Source organism: Siminovitchia fordii DSM 16014 = CIP 108821 (genome assembly GCF_000374565.1).
GTDB classification, from domain to species: domain Bacteria; phylum Bacillota; class Bacilli; order Bacillales; family Bacillaceae_C; genus Siminovitchia; species Siminovitchia fordii.
Map to the genome: position 1 here is coordinate 25,270 of NZ_KB894712.1, position 17,481 is coordinate 42,750.

Annotated in this window: 16 protein-coding genes and 1 riboswitch; of the genes, 1 reads left to right on the forward strand and 15 read right to left on the reverse strand. The window is 42.1% G+C overall.

From position 1 onward, the window contains the following. Positions 1-6: 6 nt before the first annotated feature. From C509_RS0121065 to C509_RS0121125, 13 genes are all read right to left on the reverse strand, one after another. Positions 7-3,009: an efflux RND transporter permease subunit gene (locus C509_RS0121065; protein ID WP_018708922.1), complete on the reverse strand. Its 3,003-nt coding sequence runs from the start codon at positions 3,007-3,009 to the stop codon at positions 7-9. A 167-nt stretch (positions 3,010-3,176) separates the two neighbouring features. Continuing rightward, on the reverse strand, positions 3,177-3,758 hold the full coding sequence (locus C509_RS0121070) for an ECF transporter S component (RefSeq protein WP_018708923.1): 582 nt from the start codon (positions 3,756-3,758) through the stop codon (positions 3,177-3,179). A 160-nt stretch (positions 3,759-3,918) separates the two neighbouring features. Continuing rightward, positions 3,919-4,054, reverse strand: a riboswitch (FMN riboswitch). Positions 4,055-4,248: 194 nt separating this feature from the next. Next, positions 4,249-6,027: an ATP-binding protein gene (locus C509_RS0121075; protein ID WP_018708924.1), complete on the reverse strand. Its 1,779-nt coding sequence runs from the start codon at positions 6,025-6,027 to the stop codon at positions 4,249-4,251. Continuing rightward, positions 6,024-6,740 carry a response regulator transcription factor gene (locus C509_RS0121080; protein ID WP_018708925.1) on the reverse strand — a complete coding sequence of 239 codons (717 nt, stop codon included), beginning with the start codon at positions 6,738-6,740 and terminating at the stop codon, positions 6,024-6,026. The genes C509_RS0121075 and C509_RS0121080 overlap by 4 nt, the downstream gene beginning before the upstream one ends. 105 nt (positions 6,741-6,845) lie before the next feature. Continuing rightward, the gene (ccsB, locus tag C509_RS0121085) at positions 6,846-8,039 is read right to left on the reverse strand and encodes a c-type cytochrome biogenesis protein CcsB (protein ID WP_018708926.1); all 1,194 of its coding nucleotides are present in this window, start codon (positions 8,037-8,039) and stop codon (positions 6,846-6,848) included. Then, entirely contained in the window at positions 8,036-9,679 is a 1,644-nt protein-coding gene (resB, locus tag C509_RS0121090) for a cytochrome c biogenesis protein ResB (protein WP_018708927.1), read from the reverse strand. Before resB ends, ccsB begins: the two co-directional genes overlap by 4 nt. 6 nt (positions 9,680-9,685) lie before the next feature. Next, positions 9,686-10,231 carry a thiol-disulfide oxidoreductase ResA gene (gene resA, locus C509_RS0121095; RefSeq protein WP_018708928.1) on the reverse strand — a complete coding sequence of 182 codons (546 nt, stop codon included), beginning with the start codon at positions 10,229-10,231 and terminating at the stop codon, positions 9,686-9,688. A gap of 316 nt (positions 10,232-10,547) precedes the next feature. Then, entirely contained in the window at positions 10,548-11,273 is a 726-nt protein-coding gene (locus tag C509_RS0121100) for a pseudouridine synthase (protein ID WP_018708929.1), read from the reverse strand. A 173-nt stretch (positions 11,274-11,446) separates the two neighbouring features. Further along, on the reverse strand, positions 11,447-11,980 hold the full coding sequence (locus tag C509_RS0121105) for a spore maturation protein (protein WP_018708930.1): 534 nt from the start codon (positions 11,978-11,980) through the stop codon (positions 11,447-11,449). 2 nt (positions 11,981-11,982) lie between these two features. Then, positions 11,983-12,576, reverse strand: a complete 594-nt coding sequence (locus tag C509_RS0121110) for a nucleoside recognition domain-containing protein (protein WP_018708931.1) — start codon at positions 12,574-12,576, stop codon at positions 11,983-11,985. Beyond that, positions 12,573-13,709, reverse strand: coding sequence for a D-alanyl-D-alanine carboxypeptidase family protein (locus C509_RS0121115; RefSeq protein ID WP_018708932.1), 1,137 nt, complete (start codon positions 13,707-13,709; stop codon positions 12,573-12,575). The genes C509_RS0121110 and C509_RS0121115 overlap by 4 nt, the downstream gene beginning before the upstream one ends. 93 nt (positions 13,710-13,802) lie before the next feature. Continuing rightward, entirely contained in the window at positions 13,803-14,387 is a 585-nt protein-coding gene (gene scpB, locus C509_RS0121120; RefSeq protein ID WP_018708933.1) for an SMC-Scp complex subunit ScpB, read from the reverse strand. After that, complete coding sequence (locus C509_RS0121125; RefSeq protein ID WP_018708934.1) at positions 14,374-15,129, reverse strand: segregation/condensation protein A; 756 nt, start codon at positions 15,127-15,129, stop codon at positions 14,374-14,376. Before C509_RS0121125 ends, scpB begins: the two co-directional genes overlap by 14 nt. Before the next feature lie 153 nt (positions 15,130-15,282). Between C509_RS0121125 and C509_RS24395 the strand changes: the two genes are divergently transcribed. Continuing rightward, complete coding sequence (locus tag C509_RS24395) at positions 15,283-15,786, forward strand: DUF309 domain-containing protein (RefSeq protein WP_018708935.1); 504 nt, start codon at positions 15,283-15,285, stop codon at positions 15,784-15,786. 19 nt (positions 15,787-15,805) lie between these two features. Here C509_RS24395 and C509_RS0121135 read toward each other — a convergent pair whose 3' ends face one another. Next, a complete protein-coding gene (locus C509_RS0121135; RefSeq protein WP_018708936.1) occupies positions 15,806-16,174 on the reverse strand; it encodes a GNAT family N-acetyltransferase in 369 nt (122 codons plus the stop codon). 247 nt (positions 16,175-16,421) lie between these two features. Then, positions 16,422-17,481: diaminopimelate decarboxylase (lysA, locus tag C509_RS0121145; RefSeq protein ID WP_018708938.1), on the reverse strand; the 1,060-nt coding region annotated here is incomplete at its 5' end.

A 17,481-nucleotide genomic window follows, 5' to 3' on the forward strand; every position in this document is an offset into this window, starting at 1 on the left:
TTTACATTACATAGCAATTTTATTTTCTTCTGATAACCGTTGTTTTTTTGCCTTTTTAAAATGGAAGAGCTCATATACAACCGGAATGATCACAAGCGTCAACAAAGTGGCAACCGATAATCCACCAATGACAACAACTGCCAACCCTTTCGAGACAAGGCTGCCCATTTCCTCCTTGCCCATCAAAAGAGGAATCATGGCAAAGATAGTAGCCAAGGCAGTCATGATGATAGGACGGAACCTTGTGGCACCAGCCTCAATCAAAGCTTGTCGAATCGGCATTGTCTTTTCGTTCTGCCTTACCCGGTCAAGAAAAACAATCGCATTTGTCACGACAATCCCAATTAACATAAGCGCCCCGATCATGGCTCCGATATCAATAGGTGTCCTGGATACGAGCAACCCAAGAATTGCCCCAATCAATGCCAACGGTAACGTGAACAAGATCACAAGAGGGGCACGGAGTGTTTTAAACGTAAGCACCATGATCAGATAGACTAGACCGATGGAAACAGCCATTAATTGGAACAGTTCCATGAATTGTTCAGACTGTGCACTTGCGGCTCCTCCATATTCCAAAGAAACTCCCTCAGGCAAGGACAGTTTACCTGCCTTCATATTGACCTCACCCGCTATATTGGACAGATTTTTCGGGTCCGCCTCCACACTGACACGTACATATTCTTTACCGTCTTTCCGAAGAACACTTGTCGGCTTCTCCATTTTCTCAATTTTAGCAATCGTTGAAAGCTTTACTATTTTGTCATCGGACATAACAGAGATGTCCTTTAGCTCACTCTCTGAAGTCGGATGGATGGAACTGTCAATCAGGACTGGCGTATCTTTGCCCTCAACTCTGATCATCCCGATCGGAAATGGGTTTAGCAGCACCTGTACTTGCTTGGCAACTTCTTCTGTGTTTGCTTTCTTTTGATCAACATTAATATTATAGACCGTTTTAAGCTCGTTTTGATTGCTTGTTACTTTTTCTACTCCTTCAATTCCCTTTACTTCATCCATCACTTTCTTGGATGCTTCCAATAACTTGTCGGCATCGTTTCCAACGACATCCAATGTGATTGTTGAATCACTGAAGTTTACAATGGATGCCACCATGATGTCGAAATCCGCCTCAGGATACTTTTCTTTTTGTTTCTCTATTTTTTCCATCATTTTTTTAGTATCGGCATCCTTCTTCATCACTACGTGAAAATTCCCTTGATTTTGCGAATTGATTTGGCTGAACTGGGCATCCTCTGGATTCGATCCAAGGAATGTGATGACTTCTTTCACTTCAGACTGACCCTTTAGAAAGGACTCGAACTCAAAAGCCTCATCCTTCACTTTTGAAAAAGGTATATGATCCGGATATACCACTGATACAGACACGTCGTTATCCGAAGCGTCAGCTGTTCCTTTTGGCATGACAACGTACATGCCTATCGCTCCTATAAATATAATGAAAGACAACAATAGTGGGACCCATTTATGTCTTAAGCACCAATCCAAGATTTTTATATACCGGTTCGGTTTCTTGTACACAGGCATTTTTCCCTGTTTCAGCAAACGCGAACTCATGAGAGGAACGATAATCAATGCAACTAGAAGTGAAGACAGAAGTGCATATGTAATCGTCAGCGCAAATGGAAGTAATAATTCCTCAAGCGACTTCACAAGCCCCATTGGTAAAAACACCGCAACAGTTGTCAATGTCGACGAAGTAATGGCAGCTGCCACCTCTTTGGTCGAATTAACAATCACTTCTTTTGAAAAATCTCCTCCTTGAACTTTTCTGAATATGTTCTCTATAACAACGATACTGTCATCCACTAAACGGCCCACGGCAACCGCAACAGCACCAATAGTCAGTATATTTAACGTAATTCCTGATTGTGATAGTAAAAATAGTGTCAAACCAAGAGACAGTGGGATGCTTATAATGGTAATGAGTGTCATTCTCATATGGCGCAAAAAGATAAAAATGACAATCGTAGCAAATAAAGCACCAAGTAGTACCGCGTGCATCATACTATCCACAGAGTTTACTATAAATTCCGAAAATGATATGAGCATTGATGCCTCAATGGCCGGTTTGAAATCATTATTTACCTTTTCCATAGTCTGTTCCACTTTTTTACCGACCGAAACTGCATTTGCATTTGACTCTTTATGAAGAAGCAGGGCCACTGCTTCCTCCCCATTTACCCGGGTAAAAAATGTTTCACTTGTGTCACTGATGTTAACCTTTCCAATATCTTTCAGTCGAATTTCCGGTGCAATCTGTATGTTTTCAAGTTCTTTTATTCCTTCTATCTTCCCAATGACTTTTAGATTTGCTTTACGCTCATCAACTGTTTCTTCCCCCACTGCCACTGCCAAGTTCTTCCCTTGAAGAATACCCATTAATGCCTGAATAGGGATCTGGTAATCAGACATTTTTTTCTGATCAAGAATCACATTTACTTGAGTGTGCTGTTTTCCATATACAAGAACATCAGACATTCCAGAGATACCCTGAAACATTGGAATAATTTCATTTTCTATTTTTTCCATGTCATCTCTATTGATCCCTTTTGGAAAAGAAAGCCCGATTTGCCATAAAGGAATCATGTCCAAGTTCAGTTGTGAAACGATCGGCTTGGAATAGCCCTCTGGCAGCTCAACGCCAGTTAACGCTTCCTGAACCTGATTTTTTGCTTCTTTCATATCAATTGAAGGATCCAATGCTATATCAATGGATGAATACCCGTCTGCAGATGTTGAGAATACATGCATTTTACCTTTGACTGAACCTATCGCTTTCTCTATAGGCTTTGTAACCTCCTCAGCCATGGTGTCTGCATCTGTCCCCTGCCCCATAACAATCACTGTTACCGCAGGGTTATTTGCGGCAGGCATAAATTCCTTTGGCAATGTAAAATAACTTAGTGTCCCGAGCCCCAAAACCAAAACAGTCATCAAAATGACAGCTGCCCTGTTTCTCAAAGCCCATTTTGTAAACCAGATCATTCATTTCCCCCCCATAAAGTATAATTCCCACTACTTCAGTATAGTTTATTTGTTAATTGTTCATATAGACTTAAGTCGTAGTTTTTCTTACTCCTTTGTATTTAGTTGTGTCAGTTTTTAAAAAAAGCCAGCAATGAAAAATTCATTGCTGGCTCACTAAATCACTATTAGATATTACGGTAAACGACTTGCTTATCTATCCAGTTGCGCATGCGGCTGTATATCAATAAAAAGATAATCGCTACAATCAAACCTTTGATTATATTAAATGGCAGGATGGCAGCTACGACCAACTGACGCAGATCCGAAGTCGACATCGGGTCCCATCCAAGCAAAAGCGTGTAGGCGGGCAGAATCGCCACATAATTCAATATACTCATGAAAACTGACATGAACAGAGTTCCAAAGATTAATGAAACAACTAATCCCCATTTCCTTTTCAACTTCTTAAACACATAATAAGTAGGCAAAACAAACAGGATTCCTGCGATGAAGTTGGAAAAGTTTCCAACCGGAATTCCGGCCTCGCTGCCAATCATTAAATAATCTAGTATATTTTTAATCAGTTCCACCAGTATTGCTGCAAGCGGCCCAAACATCAGCGCAGCGATCAATGCAGGAATATCGCTGAAATCCACTGTAAGATAGGCCGGAAACGGCGGTATTGGGAATTTAATGAGCATCAGCACAAATGACAGGCTGCTTAACATCCCGATTGCTACAAATGACCTCGTATTGAATTTTTTCAAAATCCTCTCTCCTTTGAGATTCATCCCATGTCGAAGAAAGGTCAGCCAACATCCACAGCCTAAAATGAAAAATCCCTCAAAGTTTTGAACTTTTGAGGGAGAATTAAGGCATGTTCTAATAAACGTTCAGATTCCTGCATTTTGAACGTATGGCGGCTACCTTCATCTTCTCCCATCCAGACTATACTGTCGGCTTTGGAATCACACCAAATCCTGCCTTTATCAGGCTCGCGGGCTCAGAGAATCGGAATCTCATTACCGCCGGTCGGGAATTTCACCACGCCCCGAAGATGAATCGGATATGTTATTTGGACTTATTATACAACAATAGCTCTAATTTGTGAAGATATATGTCAAAATCCTTTTCATTTTATACATTTATCACTTGGATTTTATGAAGGAGCTGCATTTGACAATCAAATGCAGCTCCTTCAATCTGCGATATGTTACGCATGAAACAAGATTAGACGCCAAGCTTCAGCATTTTTCTTCATGATCTATTTGGCAAAAATAGAGTGAAAGTCGTTCCTTCCCCCAGTTTGCTTGTCACTGTCAGCTGGCCTTGATGGGTATTGACAATGTTTTTGGCAATGGCAAGGCCAAGTCCTGTACCTGCCCTTCCTCTTGTTCGTGCCTTGTCCGCTTTATAAAAGCGTTCAAAAACAAATGGCAAATCTTCTTCGGGGATCCCGGTTCCATCATCTTCAACGGAAATTGTGATTCCGCCCTTTACAACGGACTGGGTAACTGTGATTTTACCATTTTCATGAGTATATCTCATGGCGTTATCTATAAGATTCGTTAATACCTGTTCAATTTTATCAGGGTCAAGCGAAAAAAGCACTCCCTCTTTCTCAATATGGCTTTTCAGGTCAATTTTATTATCACGGGCAATGGTTTGAAATTTAGAAGTGATCCTTTCAACAAACACACCGACATCCACTTCTTCGAAGTTCAAAGTGATATGACCTGCTTCCATTCTCGCCATATCAAGAAGTTCGTTGACGAGTCGTCCAATCCGAAGTGACTCGTCATATATGATTTTTATGATTTCCTGTTTCTCCTCTTCGGAACCCGCAATATCATCGATGATGGCCTCACTGTACCCCTGAAGCATGGCTATTGGAGTACGAAGTTCATGCGACACATTGGCAACAAAGTCAATTCTCAGTTTATCCAATCGACGTTCCTCTGTCATGTCTCTTATTACAGCCACCGCTCCACGTACACTTTTTTGATCATGTGTATACAGGGGACTGACGATAACAACATAGTACCGCCCCTGGATTGACAGTTCACCGGTATGTTCTTTTTCATCAGCGACAGCCCGTTCCAAAAGTTCCGCCATTTCAGGTGGAATCGGATAGTTGGCTTCGTTTCCGTCTATAGGCCATTGTTGAAGAAATCTTTCAGCCGGCGGGTTCGTAATCAAAATGGTGCCATCACGACTAAATGTCATAACTCCATCTGCCATACTGCTTAAAATATTGGTAAGCTGTTCCTTCTCCTGCCTTAAAACATTCATATTGAATTTTAGGCGTTTCCCCATTTGATTGAATGCAATGGCCAATTCTCCAATTTCATCATGGCTCAGGAACGGAACCCTCGTATCAAAGTTGCCTTTTGACAATTCAAATGCGGCTTCTCTCATTCTGCGCAGCGGTGCAGTAATCCTTGTAGATAAAAAGAAAGCGAAAATGGTCGTCAAAACAATCGCTATTCCGGCAGCTAGCAATATGAGATTGGCTGTCTGCTTCGTTGTTTCTTTCAGCACTCCCAACGACTGGTAAATGAAAATGGCACCAGTTTCATTATCGTTTAGATGAAGCGGTACACCGGCGACAATGTAGTTATTAAATCTGCTGCCGGACTCATGTAGTTCAGACAGCGATAGTTCTTTCTTAATTATTTTCTGTTGGGTGAATACCTTGCTCAACTCATCGTCGTTTAAAAATACATACGAGGGTATCTTGTTACTCTCATTTACGTTTGGAGAATAATGAAAACGTTCTTTGTCGTATGCAATGGCAACTGCCATGGGATCGTCCACAATTTCGAACACAATTTCCTCTCCAAGCCCGTCATTTCGATGAGATTCAATAATCCCCGATATTTTTTCAGCTGTATCTGATAAATTTTGTTCAATTTGGTCTACATGATATTTCTCAAAAAACTGTATCAGTAAAATAGTCAATATGACCAATACAAAGGAGACCAGCAGCAGAATGGTCATCCATAGTTTCCCGACAACGCTGCGCCAAAGTCTCATTCATTGCCTGCCTCGAATTTATACCCTACTCCCCAAACAGTGACAATCATTCCTGCTGCTTTTTCAGATACGCGGTTCAACTTCTCGCGCAATCTTTTTATATGTGTGTCCACTGTTCTCAAGTCTCCAAAAAACTCGTACTGCCAAACCTCTTTCAACAAATGCTCGCGGTCAAACACCTTATCGGGCGATTTTGCCAAAAAGTGGAGAAGTTCATACTCTTTCGGTGTAAGGTTCACTTCTTTTCCATCAGCGGTAACCCGGTGTGCGTCATGGTCAATCGATAAGTGCGGATAGACGATAATATCCCGTGCAGTTGGATCAGTTTGAAGAAAGCTTGTCTGAGAAGACCTTCTCAACACTGCCTTCACTCTCAAGACAACTTCCCTCGGGCTGAACGGCTTGACAATGTAATCATCAGCCCCCACTTCAAACCCCTGCACCCTATTTGCTTCTTCTCCCTTTGCCGTTAGCATAATAATGGGAGTGGCCTTTTCTTCACGCAGCTCCTTACAAACCTCAATGCCGTCTTTTTTTGGCATCATCAAATCAAGCAAAATACAGTGATATTCATTGGTCATGGCCATTTCGAGCGCCTCTTCGCCATCGGCCGCCTCATCGATGATATAATTTTCACGTTCAAGATACATTTTTAATAGCCTGCGAATACGATCTTCATCATCTACAATCAAAATTTTAACTTCTTGTTCCATTTTCTTTCCCCCTCGGCATCATCTTAGCGTACTTACATACTATTGTATAAGAAAAACGCCCACACCTAAAGAGTGAGGGCTTTTAGTACAAAATCTCGCACTTAGTCATGCATAAGAGTGAAGACCCGCAATGATCAGATTGACGAATACAAGGTTGAAAATGATAATTGCAATCCCAATCACCGCAAGCCATGCAGATCTTTCCCCATGCCAACCCCTTGATAGCCGCAGATGAAGAAATGCAGCATAGAAAAGGAATGTGATAAGCGCCCATACTTCCTTCGGATCCCATCCCCAGAATCTCGTCCACGCAATCTGCGCCCAAATCATGGCGAAAATCAGGCCGCCTAGAGTGAAGACCGGAAATCCAATCAACACAGAGCGATAGCCGATTTCGTCGACAAGATCAAGGTTGACATTCTTGACAAGCGGCTTTAATAACAGGCTGATCCGCTTCCTGGTGACCAAGCGCAGCAATAGATACAGGATTGTCCCAGCAATAACTGTCCAAACGACAGTATTTAATTTGTTGGCATTGATGATTGCCGGCATGCTTACAAGCGGGCTCATCCGATCCTTGGTCAAAAGTTCGCCTTCATGGGGGCCAACTAGAGCAGGAAGCCGATACGAGGTTTCAGCCGGCCTATCATTTTTATCTACCCAGGCAAAATCCGCATTATAATGAGTTAAGCTGAACGATGTTGAAATAATGATAAAAGCGATAGTCGCGACAACACAGTACATGATCGCTTCAAGCCAAAAGGATCTTTTGTCCTTTACTGTGGGGTCAACAGCTTTTAATAAATAAATAATGCCAGCCACAAAGCTGATAGAGAGAATAGCCTGACCTGCTGCCGCTGTTGTGACATGAATATGTAGCCAGTCACTTTTTAATGCGGGAATAAGCGGGGTGACTTCCCTTGGAAACATACTCCCATAAGCGATTAAAAGAAAGGCGGTCGGCAATGCAAACAACCCAAGGACATTCAGCTTATAAATAAAGAATAGGAGAATGAACGCAGCAACAATCATCATCCCGAAAAAAGTTGTAAATTCGAAAAGGTTACTGACAGGTGCATGCCCTGCTGCAATCCACCTTGTAATGAAATAACCAATCTGGGATATGAAGCCGATCACTGTTGCAAAGATCGCGAGCACTCCCCAGCGGTTAACACCCGTCTGCTTCTCCCTGCCCCTCTTATCTCGAATCGCTCCGCTGAAAAGGAAGGTTGCAACAAGATATAAAATAAGTGAAGCATACAGCAAATTGCTGCTTACTTGGACGAGTCCTGTCATCATGTATTCCCACTTTCTTTTCCTTTATTTTCTCCCGTCTGGTCTATGACATCTGGTATGGACGTACCTTCTATAAGATCAGATATATCTTTTTTCAGACCGTGCCAGTTTTTATTCGTGTGTCCGGCAATAAAAACTTCGCCGTTTTTATACTGAAACCAAATCCGCCTATGCATCCAGAACGATCCTTGAATGACACCAATCATAAAGATGGCCCCGCCGACACCTAAAATCCATAGAGTCAAGTCTTTTCTGACAGTAAGTGCAGTTGCATTCTGAGTATCAATGCCTTTGAAAGTCATTTTATAATCAGTTTCACCAAGCGGCTCCTCTGTCTGCCTGATGGCTGTAAAGCTGACCTCACCCTTCGGATGCTCCGGAGAAATCATGTTAAATACAAAGGCAGGATTGTTTGGATTCGGTGATTTTGTCTGTGGCTCCCCATTCTCTGCAAAGCCCGAGAAATCTGGGTAATAGCCGATCAGTTCTACTTTATATCCATTTCCCAAATCATAACTGTCCTTTGGATCGAACAGATCAATCGTCACTTCGCCGTAACCCTTTTCCTGTTTTTTGTTCATAAGGGTAAACGTCATTGACTGCAATTCATTTTCCCTATAGCTTGTTTGATAAATGGCAAAATGGTCAAATTTCAATGGCTCATTCACACGTATTTCTGCTTTTTTCACCTCAACGAGATTACTTTCGGACCCCAGTGTCTGTTCAGGGTCCCGTTTATAAAGCACAACATCCGACCGAAATTCTTTTACGACAGGACCGGCTTTTTCCAAAGCCGAGTTGTAAACTTCCTTATCTTTTTCTTTATCGTAAAAATCGACGGTAAACTTTTTGTTTTCCAAAACATATTCATTATTGGTCCCGGGAATTGTTTTCGTTTCCCCATCACGAAGCCAAAGAACTTCATCCACATACATACCGGGAACAAATCGCAGCATTCCGCCAATCAGGAATATGATGAGTCCTATATGGTTAACATAGGGCCCCCACCTTGAGAACCTTCCTTTTTCAGCTAAGATGCTTTCGTCTTTGATCCTGATATTATATTTTTTTGCCTTAAGCTCTTTTTTGAACTTTTCGATTTCCTCATCCGATATATTCATTTCCTTACGGTTAAAAAGGCGCTGCCTTTTCAAAAAGCCGACATGGCGGTCCACCCGCTGATTTTTTAATGCCCTATGTAGCGGAATCACCCTGTCCAGACTGCAAATAACTAGGGAAATTCCGATGGATGCGATCAGCAGCAGATACCACCAGGAACTGTACAAATCATGCAAACCAAGCCAGTAATATATTTGTCCGAAAATATGATATTCATCGGCATAATATTGGGAAGGATCAGCATTTGGCGGTATATACATCACCTGTGGGAATATGGTCCCAAGTGCCGAAACTATCAATGTGATTACAATGAGCCAAACTCCCACTTTAACCGAGGAAAAAAAGTTCCAGGTTTTATCAATAAAAGTTTTGTTGTACGTTTGTGACCTGCGTGCGCTCCCCTCATAACGCATATCATGAAGGTTTTCCCTTTTTGCTTCGTCAGTGAGGGCGCGGCCGCATGATTCGCACAGGATAGTTCCATGCGGATTGACATGTCCGCAGACACATTTCACTTCATTCATAAATAACTAGCTCCCCTTAGTAGGTTTAATGCTCTCCATCATTTCCCTGATTTTCTGCTCTGTCAATTCGCCTTCCTCAACTTTTATGACTTTTCCCTCAGGGGTTACCAAAAGGGTGGCTGGCAAATTGAAGACACCATACATGTTCATGATATCTTTGTTCTTATCTTTTAAAATCGGAAAATCCAAACCGTGCTTTTCCACAAATTTATTGATTAGAAATTCGGGCTCTCCGACATTAACCGCCAATATTTCAACACCCTGATCCTTGAATTCCTTATATTGATTATTCATATAAGGCATTTCTCGTTCACACGGCTTACACCATGTTCCCCAAAAGTTCAGGAATACGCCTTTGCCCTTATAGCTGGACAATTGATGCTTTTCTCCATTAAGATCTTCAAGTACAAAATCCGGAGCCTTATCGCCAGCGGAAACTTTACTTCTTGATTCTTTCGTAAAATTTGCATATAAAGTATAGATGACGGCAGCTGTCATGACAGTTAAAATGATTGTTCTAATAACTAGACGACGCTTTTTTTTCGAAGCCATATGAATTATACAAACCTCCTTGAAGCACAGATATTCGACATACATTATATCACTATATAGGTTCGGTTCAGGCTTTTCATATGAAGGTTATGTGAAAACTGAAATCTCTTATCAGTGCTTGTTCAAAAAGTTTGCCAAATTAGAAGCAAGAAGGCGAAACGGCGATGTTCCGAACAGCGCACTTTCAAAGGACATGATAACTCCGTATTGCCCACTGGACGTGGACGTTTTTAACCGTACATGAGCAGCGCAGAAACAAGCCAAGGAAGAGGCTTCACATATCAATTCGTGAGTTTTTGAACATCCTCTCTTATCATCATTGCCCTGTTTGGGCCAGAACTTTCAACCTTTTTACCTCATGAGGAGTCAATTCCCTGTACTCTCCCGCATTTAAACCATACAAGTCAAGAAACGCAAGCTGTTCCCTTTTTAGTTTTAAAACAGGGTGACCTATGGCTTCCAGCATTCTCCGAACCTGCCGGTTCCTTCCCTCATGTATCGTGATTTCTACAATTGCACTGTTCTTGCCTTTTTCTACTGTCATTAGTTTCACCTTTGCCGGAGCCGTTTTGCCATCTTCAAGGACAATTCCCTTTTCAAGTTTTTTTAGGGCTTCACGCAACGGGATTCCTTTAACTTTGGCGACATAAGTCTTCCTGATTTCATGGCGCGGATGTGTAAGCAAATGGGTAAACTCCCCGTCATTGGACAATAACAGCAAACCGGACGTATCATAGTCAAGACGCCCGACGGGATATAGCCGTTCTGGCACATGGGCAAAGTAGTCTGTGACAACTTTCCGGTTCTTATCATCTTTTACAGCACTGATAACCCCTCGTGGCTTATAGAATAAAAAGTACCTTTTCTCTTCTTCCGCGAGCGGAATGCCGTTCACCTCTATTTTATCTGCTATGCCTACTTTTGTACCCAGTTCGGTTACAACCTGTCCATTCACTTTCACTTTTCCTTCAGCAATCAATTTCTCGGCATTTCGTCGGGAGGCTACTCCCGCCTGAGCAATAACTTTTTGTAATCTTTCCATTCCCTCACCTCAAAAGGATGCGTTTTCTGTATGAATTATTGCATACCTAATAGGAAAATCAAAGAATATTACCTTTTGTCCATAGTTTGTTCATAAAGGAAGGATTTGTAGTCATAAGCCTTGACCATTGGTTAGAAGTGTGCCATTTGAAAATTTACAAAAAAAAATCCGGCCTATAGACCGAACATCACAGTCACGATAATGATTGCCGCTGAAATGCCTATCAAGTCTGCTGCAAGCCCCACTTTAATGGCATCTCCCATTTTTTTGATCCCCACTGCTCCAAAATAAACCGTCAAAACATAGAAGGTTGTATCGGTACTTCCTTGTATGGTGGAAGCCATCCTCCCAATGAAAGAGTCAGGTCCGTGGACGGAGATGATATCACTCATCAATCCCAGAGCAGCTGTCCCGGAAATCGGCCTTATAATAGCCAGAGGTACAACCTCTGCAGGAACACCAACTTGATCCAGGACGGGCTTGACCAGTCCTATGAAAAAATCCAGGGCACCCGAAGCTCTGAATACAGTGATCGCGACGAGCATTCCAACCAAAAAAGGAATGATGGAGACAGCGATTTTTATTCCCTCTTTGCCCCCTTCAACAAAAGACTCATACGTAGGAACCCTTTTCCATGTTCCATAAAGTAATATATAGGCTATGATGGCCGGAACAATCCATAACGAAATAACAGAGATCATTTGCATTATCACTTATCTCCCTTTTTAGCCCGGCGATGGTAAAAAAACCTGTCGATAATGATAGCACCGGCAGTGGCACAAATTGTCGCAACCAATGTAGGGCCGACAATGTCTGTCGGACCGGTGGAATTGTAGTTCATCCTGATGGCTATCACCGTTGTCGGTATTAAGGTCAGCCCTGAAGTATTCAATGCGAGAAAAGTAATCATTGACCTGCTCGCTTCGGATTTCCCGCCATTTAACACTTTCAGCTGCTCCATCGCCTTGATTCCAAGCGGAGTGGCTGCGTTGCCCAAACCAAACATATTCGCGATGATATTTGACAATATATAGCCAACCGCCGGATGATCGCTTGGAACCTCGGGAAAAAGTTTCAGTATCATGGGCTTGAATAGATTGGACAGTTTTTGAAGCAGTCCTGCATCCTGTGCTATCCTCATCATGCCCAGCCAGAAAACGAGAACACTGATCAATCCGATACATAGCGTTACCGCCTCATTGGCAGAATGGAAAATAGCTTCATTCACTTCCTTCATTCTTCCGTTGGCTGCAGCAAATAAGAGTCCGATCACTGTCATTGCGACCCAGATAATATTAATCATGGTAATATTGCACCTGCCCGTTCACGAAACAGGGATTTCAGCCTTTGCGCCCAGGATATTTTTTCCCGCTGTTCCTCCCCAGAAATATATACCGGTACATTTCGGACAGCCTGGTCCTGTAAATAGATCACAGCCCTTCCGACCTCGCCATCTTCGGTTTTTCTCATTTCCTTTGGCGAAAGCAGTGTATAACGAATCCGTACATCCGAGTACTCTTCCTTCGTCAATGGATAATATACAGGCCCCTTTATATATAAAGTCTTTTTTCCTTTAAACGGCTGAACACCCTTCAATGGGCCATCAGGTAATATTTCCATCATTTTAAAATGACTGAACGCATACTCATACATGGAGATATGATCATTCCAATCATCCGAGGCATTCAATGTGACAGCAACCATGTCCTTGTTCTTCTTTGAGGCTGTTGTAACAAGTGTTCTTCCGGCCCTTTTCGTATAGCCAGTTTTACCGCCCGTGGCATATTTATATTTTTCGGTCAGAAGCCTGTTTTTATTTTTCCAATGCTGAGAGCGGTCTTCCCGTTCAAAAGAATATATTTTTGTCCCGGAAATAGTGCGAAATGTTTCATCGTGCATCGCATAACGCATGAGGAGAGCCATATCATAAGCTGTAGAATAATGCTCTTCATGGCTGTCCAATCCGGAAGGGTTTGAAAAAGCCGTATTCGTCATACCGATTTCTTTTGCTTTTTGATTCATCATGAAGACAAATCCCTCCATGCTGCCCCCGACATGCTCCGCTATGGCATTTGCTGCATCATTCCCGGAGCGAAGCATCAAACCGTAAACAAGATCTCTCAATTTTATTTTTTCTCCCGGAACAAGATAGATGGATGAGCCCTCTGTATAACTTGCTGATCGGCTGACCTTCACAGTTTCATCCATCTTTCCGGATTCAATAGCTAGAATAGCAGTCATGATTTTCGTAATCGATGCAACCCTCCGGACCTCATGAGGGTTTTTTTCAAATAAAACCCTTCCTGTTTTCTGCTCCATCAAAACAGCACTGGAGGCGCTCACTGGAAATTCCGGATTTTCTTTATTCGAAAAGGCGGTGAGTAATATTAATGCACTGCTCATACAAATGACTAAAATATATTTCAAAGACGACATTCTCCCGCCCCTCTCGTGCGTTTGTACAAGTCTATGCATCGAACAAATCGATATGATAAAAAAATGGCCCCCTTCCGGGAGCCGTCTAAAAAATTATTCATTTGGACTTGCCGTTAAATCAAATAAAGGTCCTGCTTCCTCCAACTTTGAGTTATGCTTGGCCGGTTCAGGCAATGGCGGCAGCTCTTTTATATCCGTCAACCCAAAATAGTCGAGAAATTCACGAGTGGTGGCGTATAATATGGCCCTGCCTATGCCTTCTTTCCTTCCAGCTTCCTTAATTAAGCCCTTAGCCAAAAGCGTCCGGAGCGGTCGTTCCGTCTTCACCCCACGAATTTCCTCAATTTCCACTCTTGTAATCGGCTGCTTGTAAGCGATAATCGCCATCGTCTCCAATGCAGCCTGGGAGATGGACTCTGTTTGGGTGTTTTCTACAAGTTTTTGTAAGACATTAGAAAACTTCCTTTTTGTTACAAGCTGGTACGTACCCGCAAGAATGGCGATTGTAAGGCCCCTATTTTCATCCGCTTCGTATTCATCATGAAGTTCTTCAATTAACCTTCCTGCTTCTATCTCGGATATATCAAGAGCTGCTCCTATCTGCTTTGGAGTCAATCCTTCATCCCCCGCAGCAAACAGCAGGCTTTCCAATGCCGCTTTTAAATTAACTGCTTTCAAGAACTAATGGCTCCTCTCTTGCTGATAAATATATTTCTTCGAAATTATGACTTTGCCAGACTTCAATTGCGTTGCATTTCATTAATTCCAGCATAGCCAGAAAGGTAATAATGATAAACTCTTTATCAGAGGTGTGGAAAAAGGCTGAAAAACTTTGTCTTTTTCCATTTTTTTTAAGTGTATTTATTAATTCATCCATTCGTTGTTGAATCGTGATTTTAGGTCTGGCCACCTTAGCCGACAATGGCTGCTTAATTCTTTTTCTCCTTAAAAGTTTATTATAAGCACCAATCATATCGTAAATCGTAACCCCGGATATTTGGACCCTGGGAATTTCATCAGCAAAATGGGAAAGATCGCTTGGGGGCTTTGTAAAAATCTCGCTTCTGGCACTTTCTTTTTGCTGGAAAAGCATAGCAGCTTCTTTGAATCTTTTATATTCAATAAGCTGTTCTACCAGTTCCGTCCTTGGATCTTCCTCATATGGCAGCTCCTCTTCCTGGACCTCTTCGTTTTTCGGAAGGAGCATCTTGCTTTTGATTGAAAGTAATGTTGCAGACATGACGAGATACTCGCTTGCATGATCAAGTTCGAGTTCGTTCATCGTATGTATATATAACAGATATTGATCAGTTATTTCCGCCATTGGAATATCATAAATATCGATTTCCATTCGCTTGATTAAATGAAGAAGGAGATCAAGCGGGCCTTCGAACACTTCTGTTTTAATTTGGTAAGACATATAATATCACCAATTTCGACATAAACATTGATATTTCCACCTTATCATCATACAATACTTTCATCCTGATGTGATCACTATTTTTTAGAAAGATCCCCCTCCAGTGTGTTACACTAAAATATAAAGCTATCAAATCGGAGGGAGTCATCACTATTGATTTTTCCATTATCATATATTGAATTTCTGGCCCATTTTCATGGGGACAGGGACTTCTTTGAGTGTCACGAAGTTTTGGAGGATCATTGGAAAAATACCGGCATGGAGAAAGGCTCTGTGTGGGTCGGCTTGATCCAAATTGCCGTAAGCTTTTACCATTACCGCCGTGGAAATAAAAGAGGTGCCATCAAGATGCTGGAAAAGGCCCTCGATATTGTAAATAAAAAAAGAGCCGAGCTGCATTCTCTTGGTATCAATTATGAACAGCTTTTGTCGATGCTGATCCGGAGTTGCCAGGATATGCAGTCGGGTGCACCCTATAGTCCCATTAACCTTCCAATACAAGATTCCGAATTATTGACTGTTTGCAAGGAGCGAGTACGTTTGATCGGATTTGATTGGGGCGGCAAGGAAGAACTCAATGAATACATCATCAATAAACATATTGCGAGAAATAGACTGTTCACCGAAAAACACCTTGAGAAAGCTGCCATCGAATAACATATTAAAAACCCGGATACTATTCATCCGGGTTTTCTTCATTCAAGAATTGGCATTTATCAAAAAACGCCGATGTCTCTTCATTTGGACACAGCTTTTTGTCCGTATGGAGCTGTTTTAATGCTTTTACCATACTTTTCCCTATTCCTTCATGTCGATGAGAAGGAGTGACACAAATATGCTGGATCTCAATTGTGTCATCTTCAATGACCGCACCAATTAGTCCAATGATATCATCTTCAGCTTTCCACAGGTAAAGCTGCCAATTTTCGCCTTCTTCATATTGTTTCATCGTTTGCTGCAGCTTCTTCAAATCTTTTTCATTCGGCATAAACGAAAGAAGGCCCATTGCAATTTTTTCAAAGGCTTTTTTATAGCGAATTAACATCATTTACCCCTCATCATTTTTATTTCGAATAGTATTTCATTTATTCGGCACAATAAAAAGCCAATAAATCAATCCCCATACGAACGCCATGGCAAAAAGTATAACAAACAAAATAATGTTGTTTTTGCGCAAAAACAAACACTCCCGCCAGTAGTTATGATCAGTTTTAATAATATAACATTAATCCAACACCGACCATTTTACCTATATTCGCTGTTTAACGCAAATGTTTGTCCAATTTGGAACCCTAAATGGGTGATTTTTCACTGAATGGGACATCCAGCCGGACAAGATCCTCATATGATTCCCTTTTAATGACAATCCGGCTATTTCCATCCTCCACGAATACTACCGGAGGCCTTGGAATCCGGTTATAATTGTTGGCCATTGCATAACCATACGCTCCTGTGCAGAAAACAGCCAAAATATCCTGTGTTCCTGGATCTGGGAGCGGAAGGTCCCAAATAAGCATGTCGCCGGATTCACAGCACTTCCCGGCAATCGATACAACTTCGTCATGCTTGTCAAGCGCCCGGTTTGCCAGTATAGCTTCGTATTTGGCGTCGTATAGAGCAGGTCTGATATTATCGCTCATCCCGCCATCAACAGCCACATATTTCCTTACATTCGGGACATCTTTTCTGGAACCGATCGAATATAGGGTTGTGCCTGCATCCCCAACAAGCGACCTCCCAGGTTCGATCCAAATTTCCGGCATCGGAAGCGACAACCGTTCTGTCTCATTTCTCACGACTACAATCATTTCTTCGACATACTGTTCAGGAGAAAGAGGTGTGTCCCCTTCCGTGTAGCGAATCCCAAATCCGCCTCCAAGGTTTAGAACCTGAGGGACAAAGCCATATTCACCATTCCATAGACTTAATTTTTCCAAAACTTTTTTGGCGGCCATCACAAAGCCGGCTGTTTCAAAAATTTGTGACCCAATATGGCAATGGAGCCCGAGCAGATTCAAATACTCGCTTTCCAAAGACATAGCCAGCGCTGTTTCCGCCTGCCCATTCTCCAGATCAAATCCGAATTTCGAATCCTCCTGTCCGGTAAGGATATAGTCATGGGTATGAGCCTCAATTCCAGGTGTCACACGGAGCAATATATTAACGATTTGTTTTCTTTCCTGGCATAGGTGATGGAGCATATGAAGCTCGTGGAAATTGTCGACAACGATACAGCCGATTTTATGATCCAAAGCCATTTCCAGCTCTTCTTCGCTCTTATTATTTCCATGAAAATGAATTTTTTCAACCGGATATTTCGCAGCAATGGCCGTATACAACTCCCCGCCTGAT

Excerpts from the sequence above, each read along its gene's own strand:
- C509_RS0121065 (WP_018708922.1), bottom strand. The coding sequence starts at position 3,009 with ATGATCTGGTTTACAAAATGGGCTTTGAGAAACAGGGCAGCTGTCATT.
- C509_RS0121075 (WP_018708924.1), bottom strand. The coding sequence starts at position 6,027 with ATGAGACTTTGGCGCAGCGTTGTCGGGAAACTATGGATGACCATTCTG.
- C509_RS0121080 (WP_018708925.1), bottom strand. The coding sequence starts at position 6,740 with ATGGAACAAGAAGTTAAAATTTTGATTGTAGATGATGAAGATCGTATT.
- ccsB (WP_018708926.1), bottom strand. The coding sequence starts at position 8,039 with ATGATGACAGGACTCGTCCAAGTAAGCAGCAATTTGCTGTATGCTTCA.
- resB (WP_018708927.1), bottom strand. The coding sequence starts at position 9,679 with ATGAATGAAGTGAAATGTGTCTGCGGACATGTCAATCCGCATGGAACT.
- resA (WP_018708928.1), bottom strand. The coding sequence starts at position 10,231 with ATGGCTTCGAAAAAAAAGCGTCGTCTAGTTATTAGAACAATCATTTTA.
- C509_RS0121100 (WP_018708929.1), bottom strand. The coding sequence starts at position 11,273 with ATGGAAAGATTACAAAAAGTTATTGCTCAGGCGGGAGTAGCCTCCCGA.
- C509_RS0121105 (WP_018708930.1), bottom strand. The coding sequence starts at position 11,980 with ATGCAAATGATCTCTGTTATTTCGTTATGGATTGTTCCGGCCATCATA.
- C509_RS0121110 (WP_018708931.1), bottom strand. The coding sequence starts at position 12,576 with ATGATTAATATTATCTGGGTCGCAATGACAGTGATCGGACTCTTATTT.
- C509_RS0121115 (WP_018708932.1), bottom strand. The coding sequence starts at position 13,709 with ATGTCGTCTTTGAAATATATTTTAGTCATTTGTATGAGCAGTGCATTA.
- C509_RS0121125 (WP_018708934.1), bottom strand. The coding sequence starts at position 15,129 with ATGTCTTACCAAATTAAAACAGAAGTGTTCGAAGGCCCGCTTGATCTC.
- C509_RS0121135 (WP_018708936.1), bottom strand. The coding sequence starts at position 16,174 with ATGTTAATTCGCTATAAAAAAGCCTTTGAAAAAATTGCAATGGGCCTT.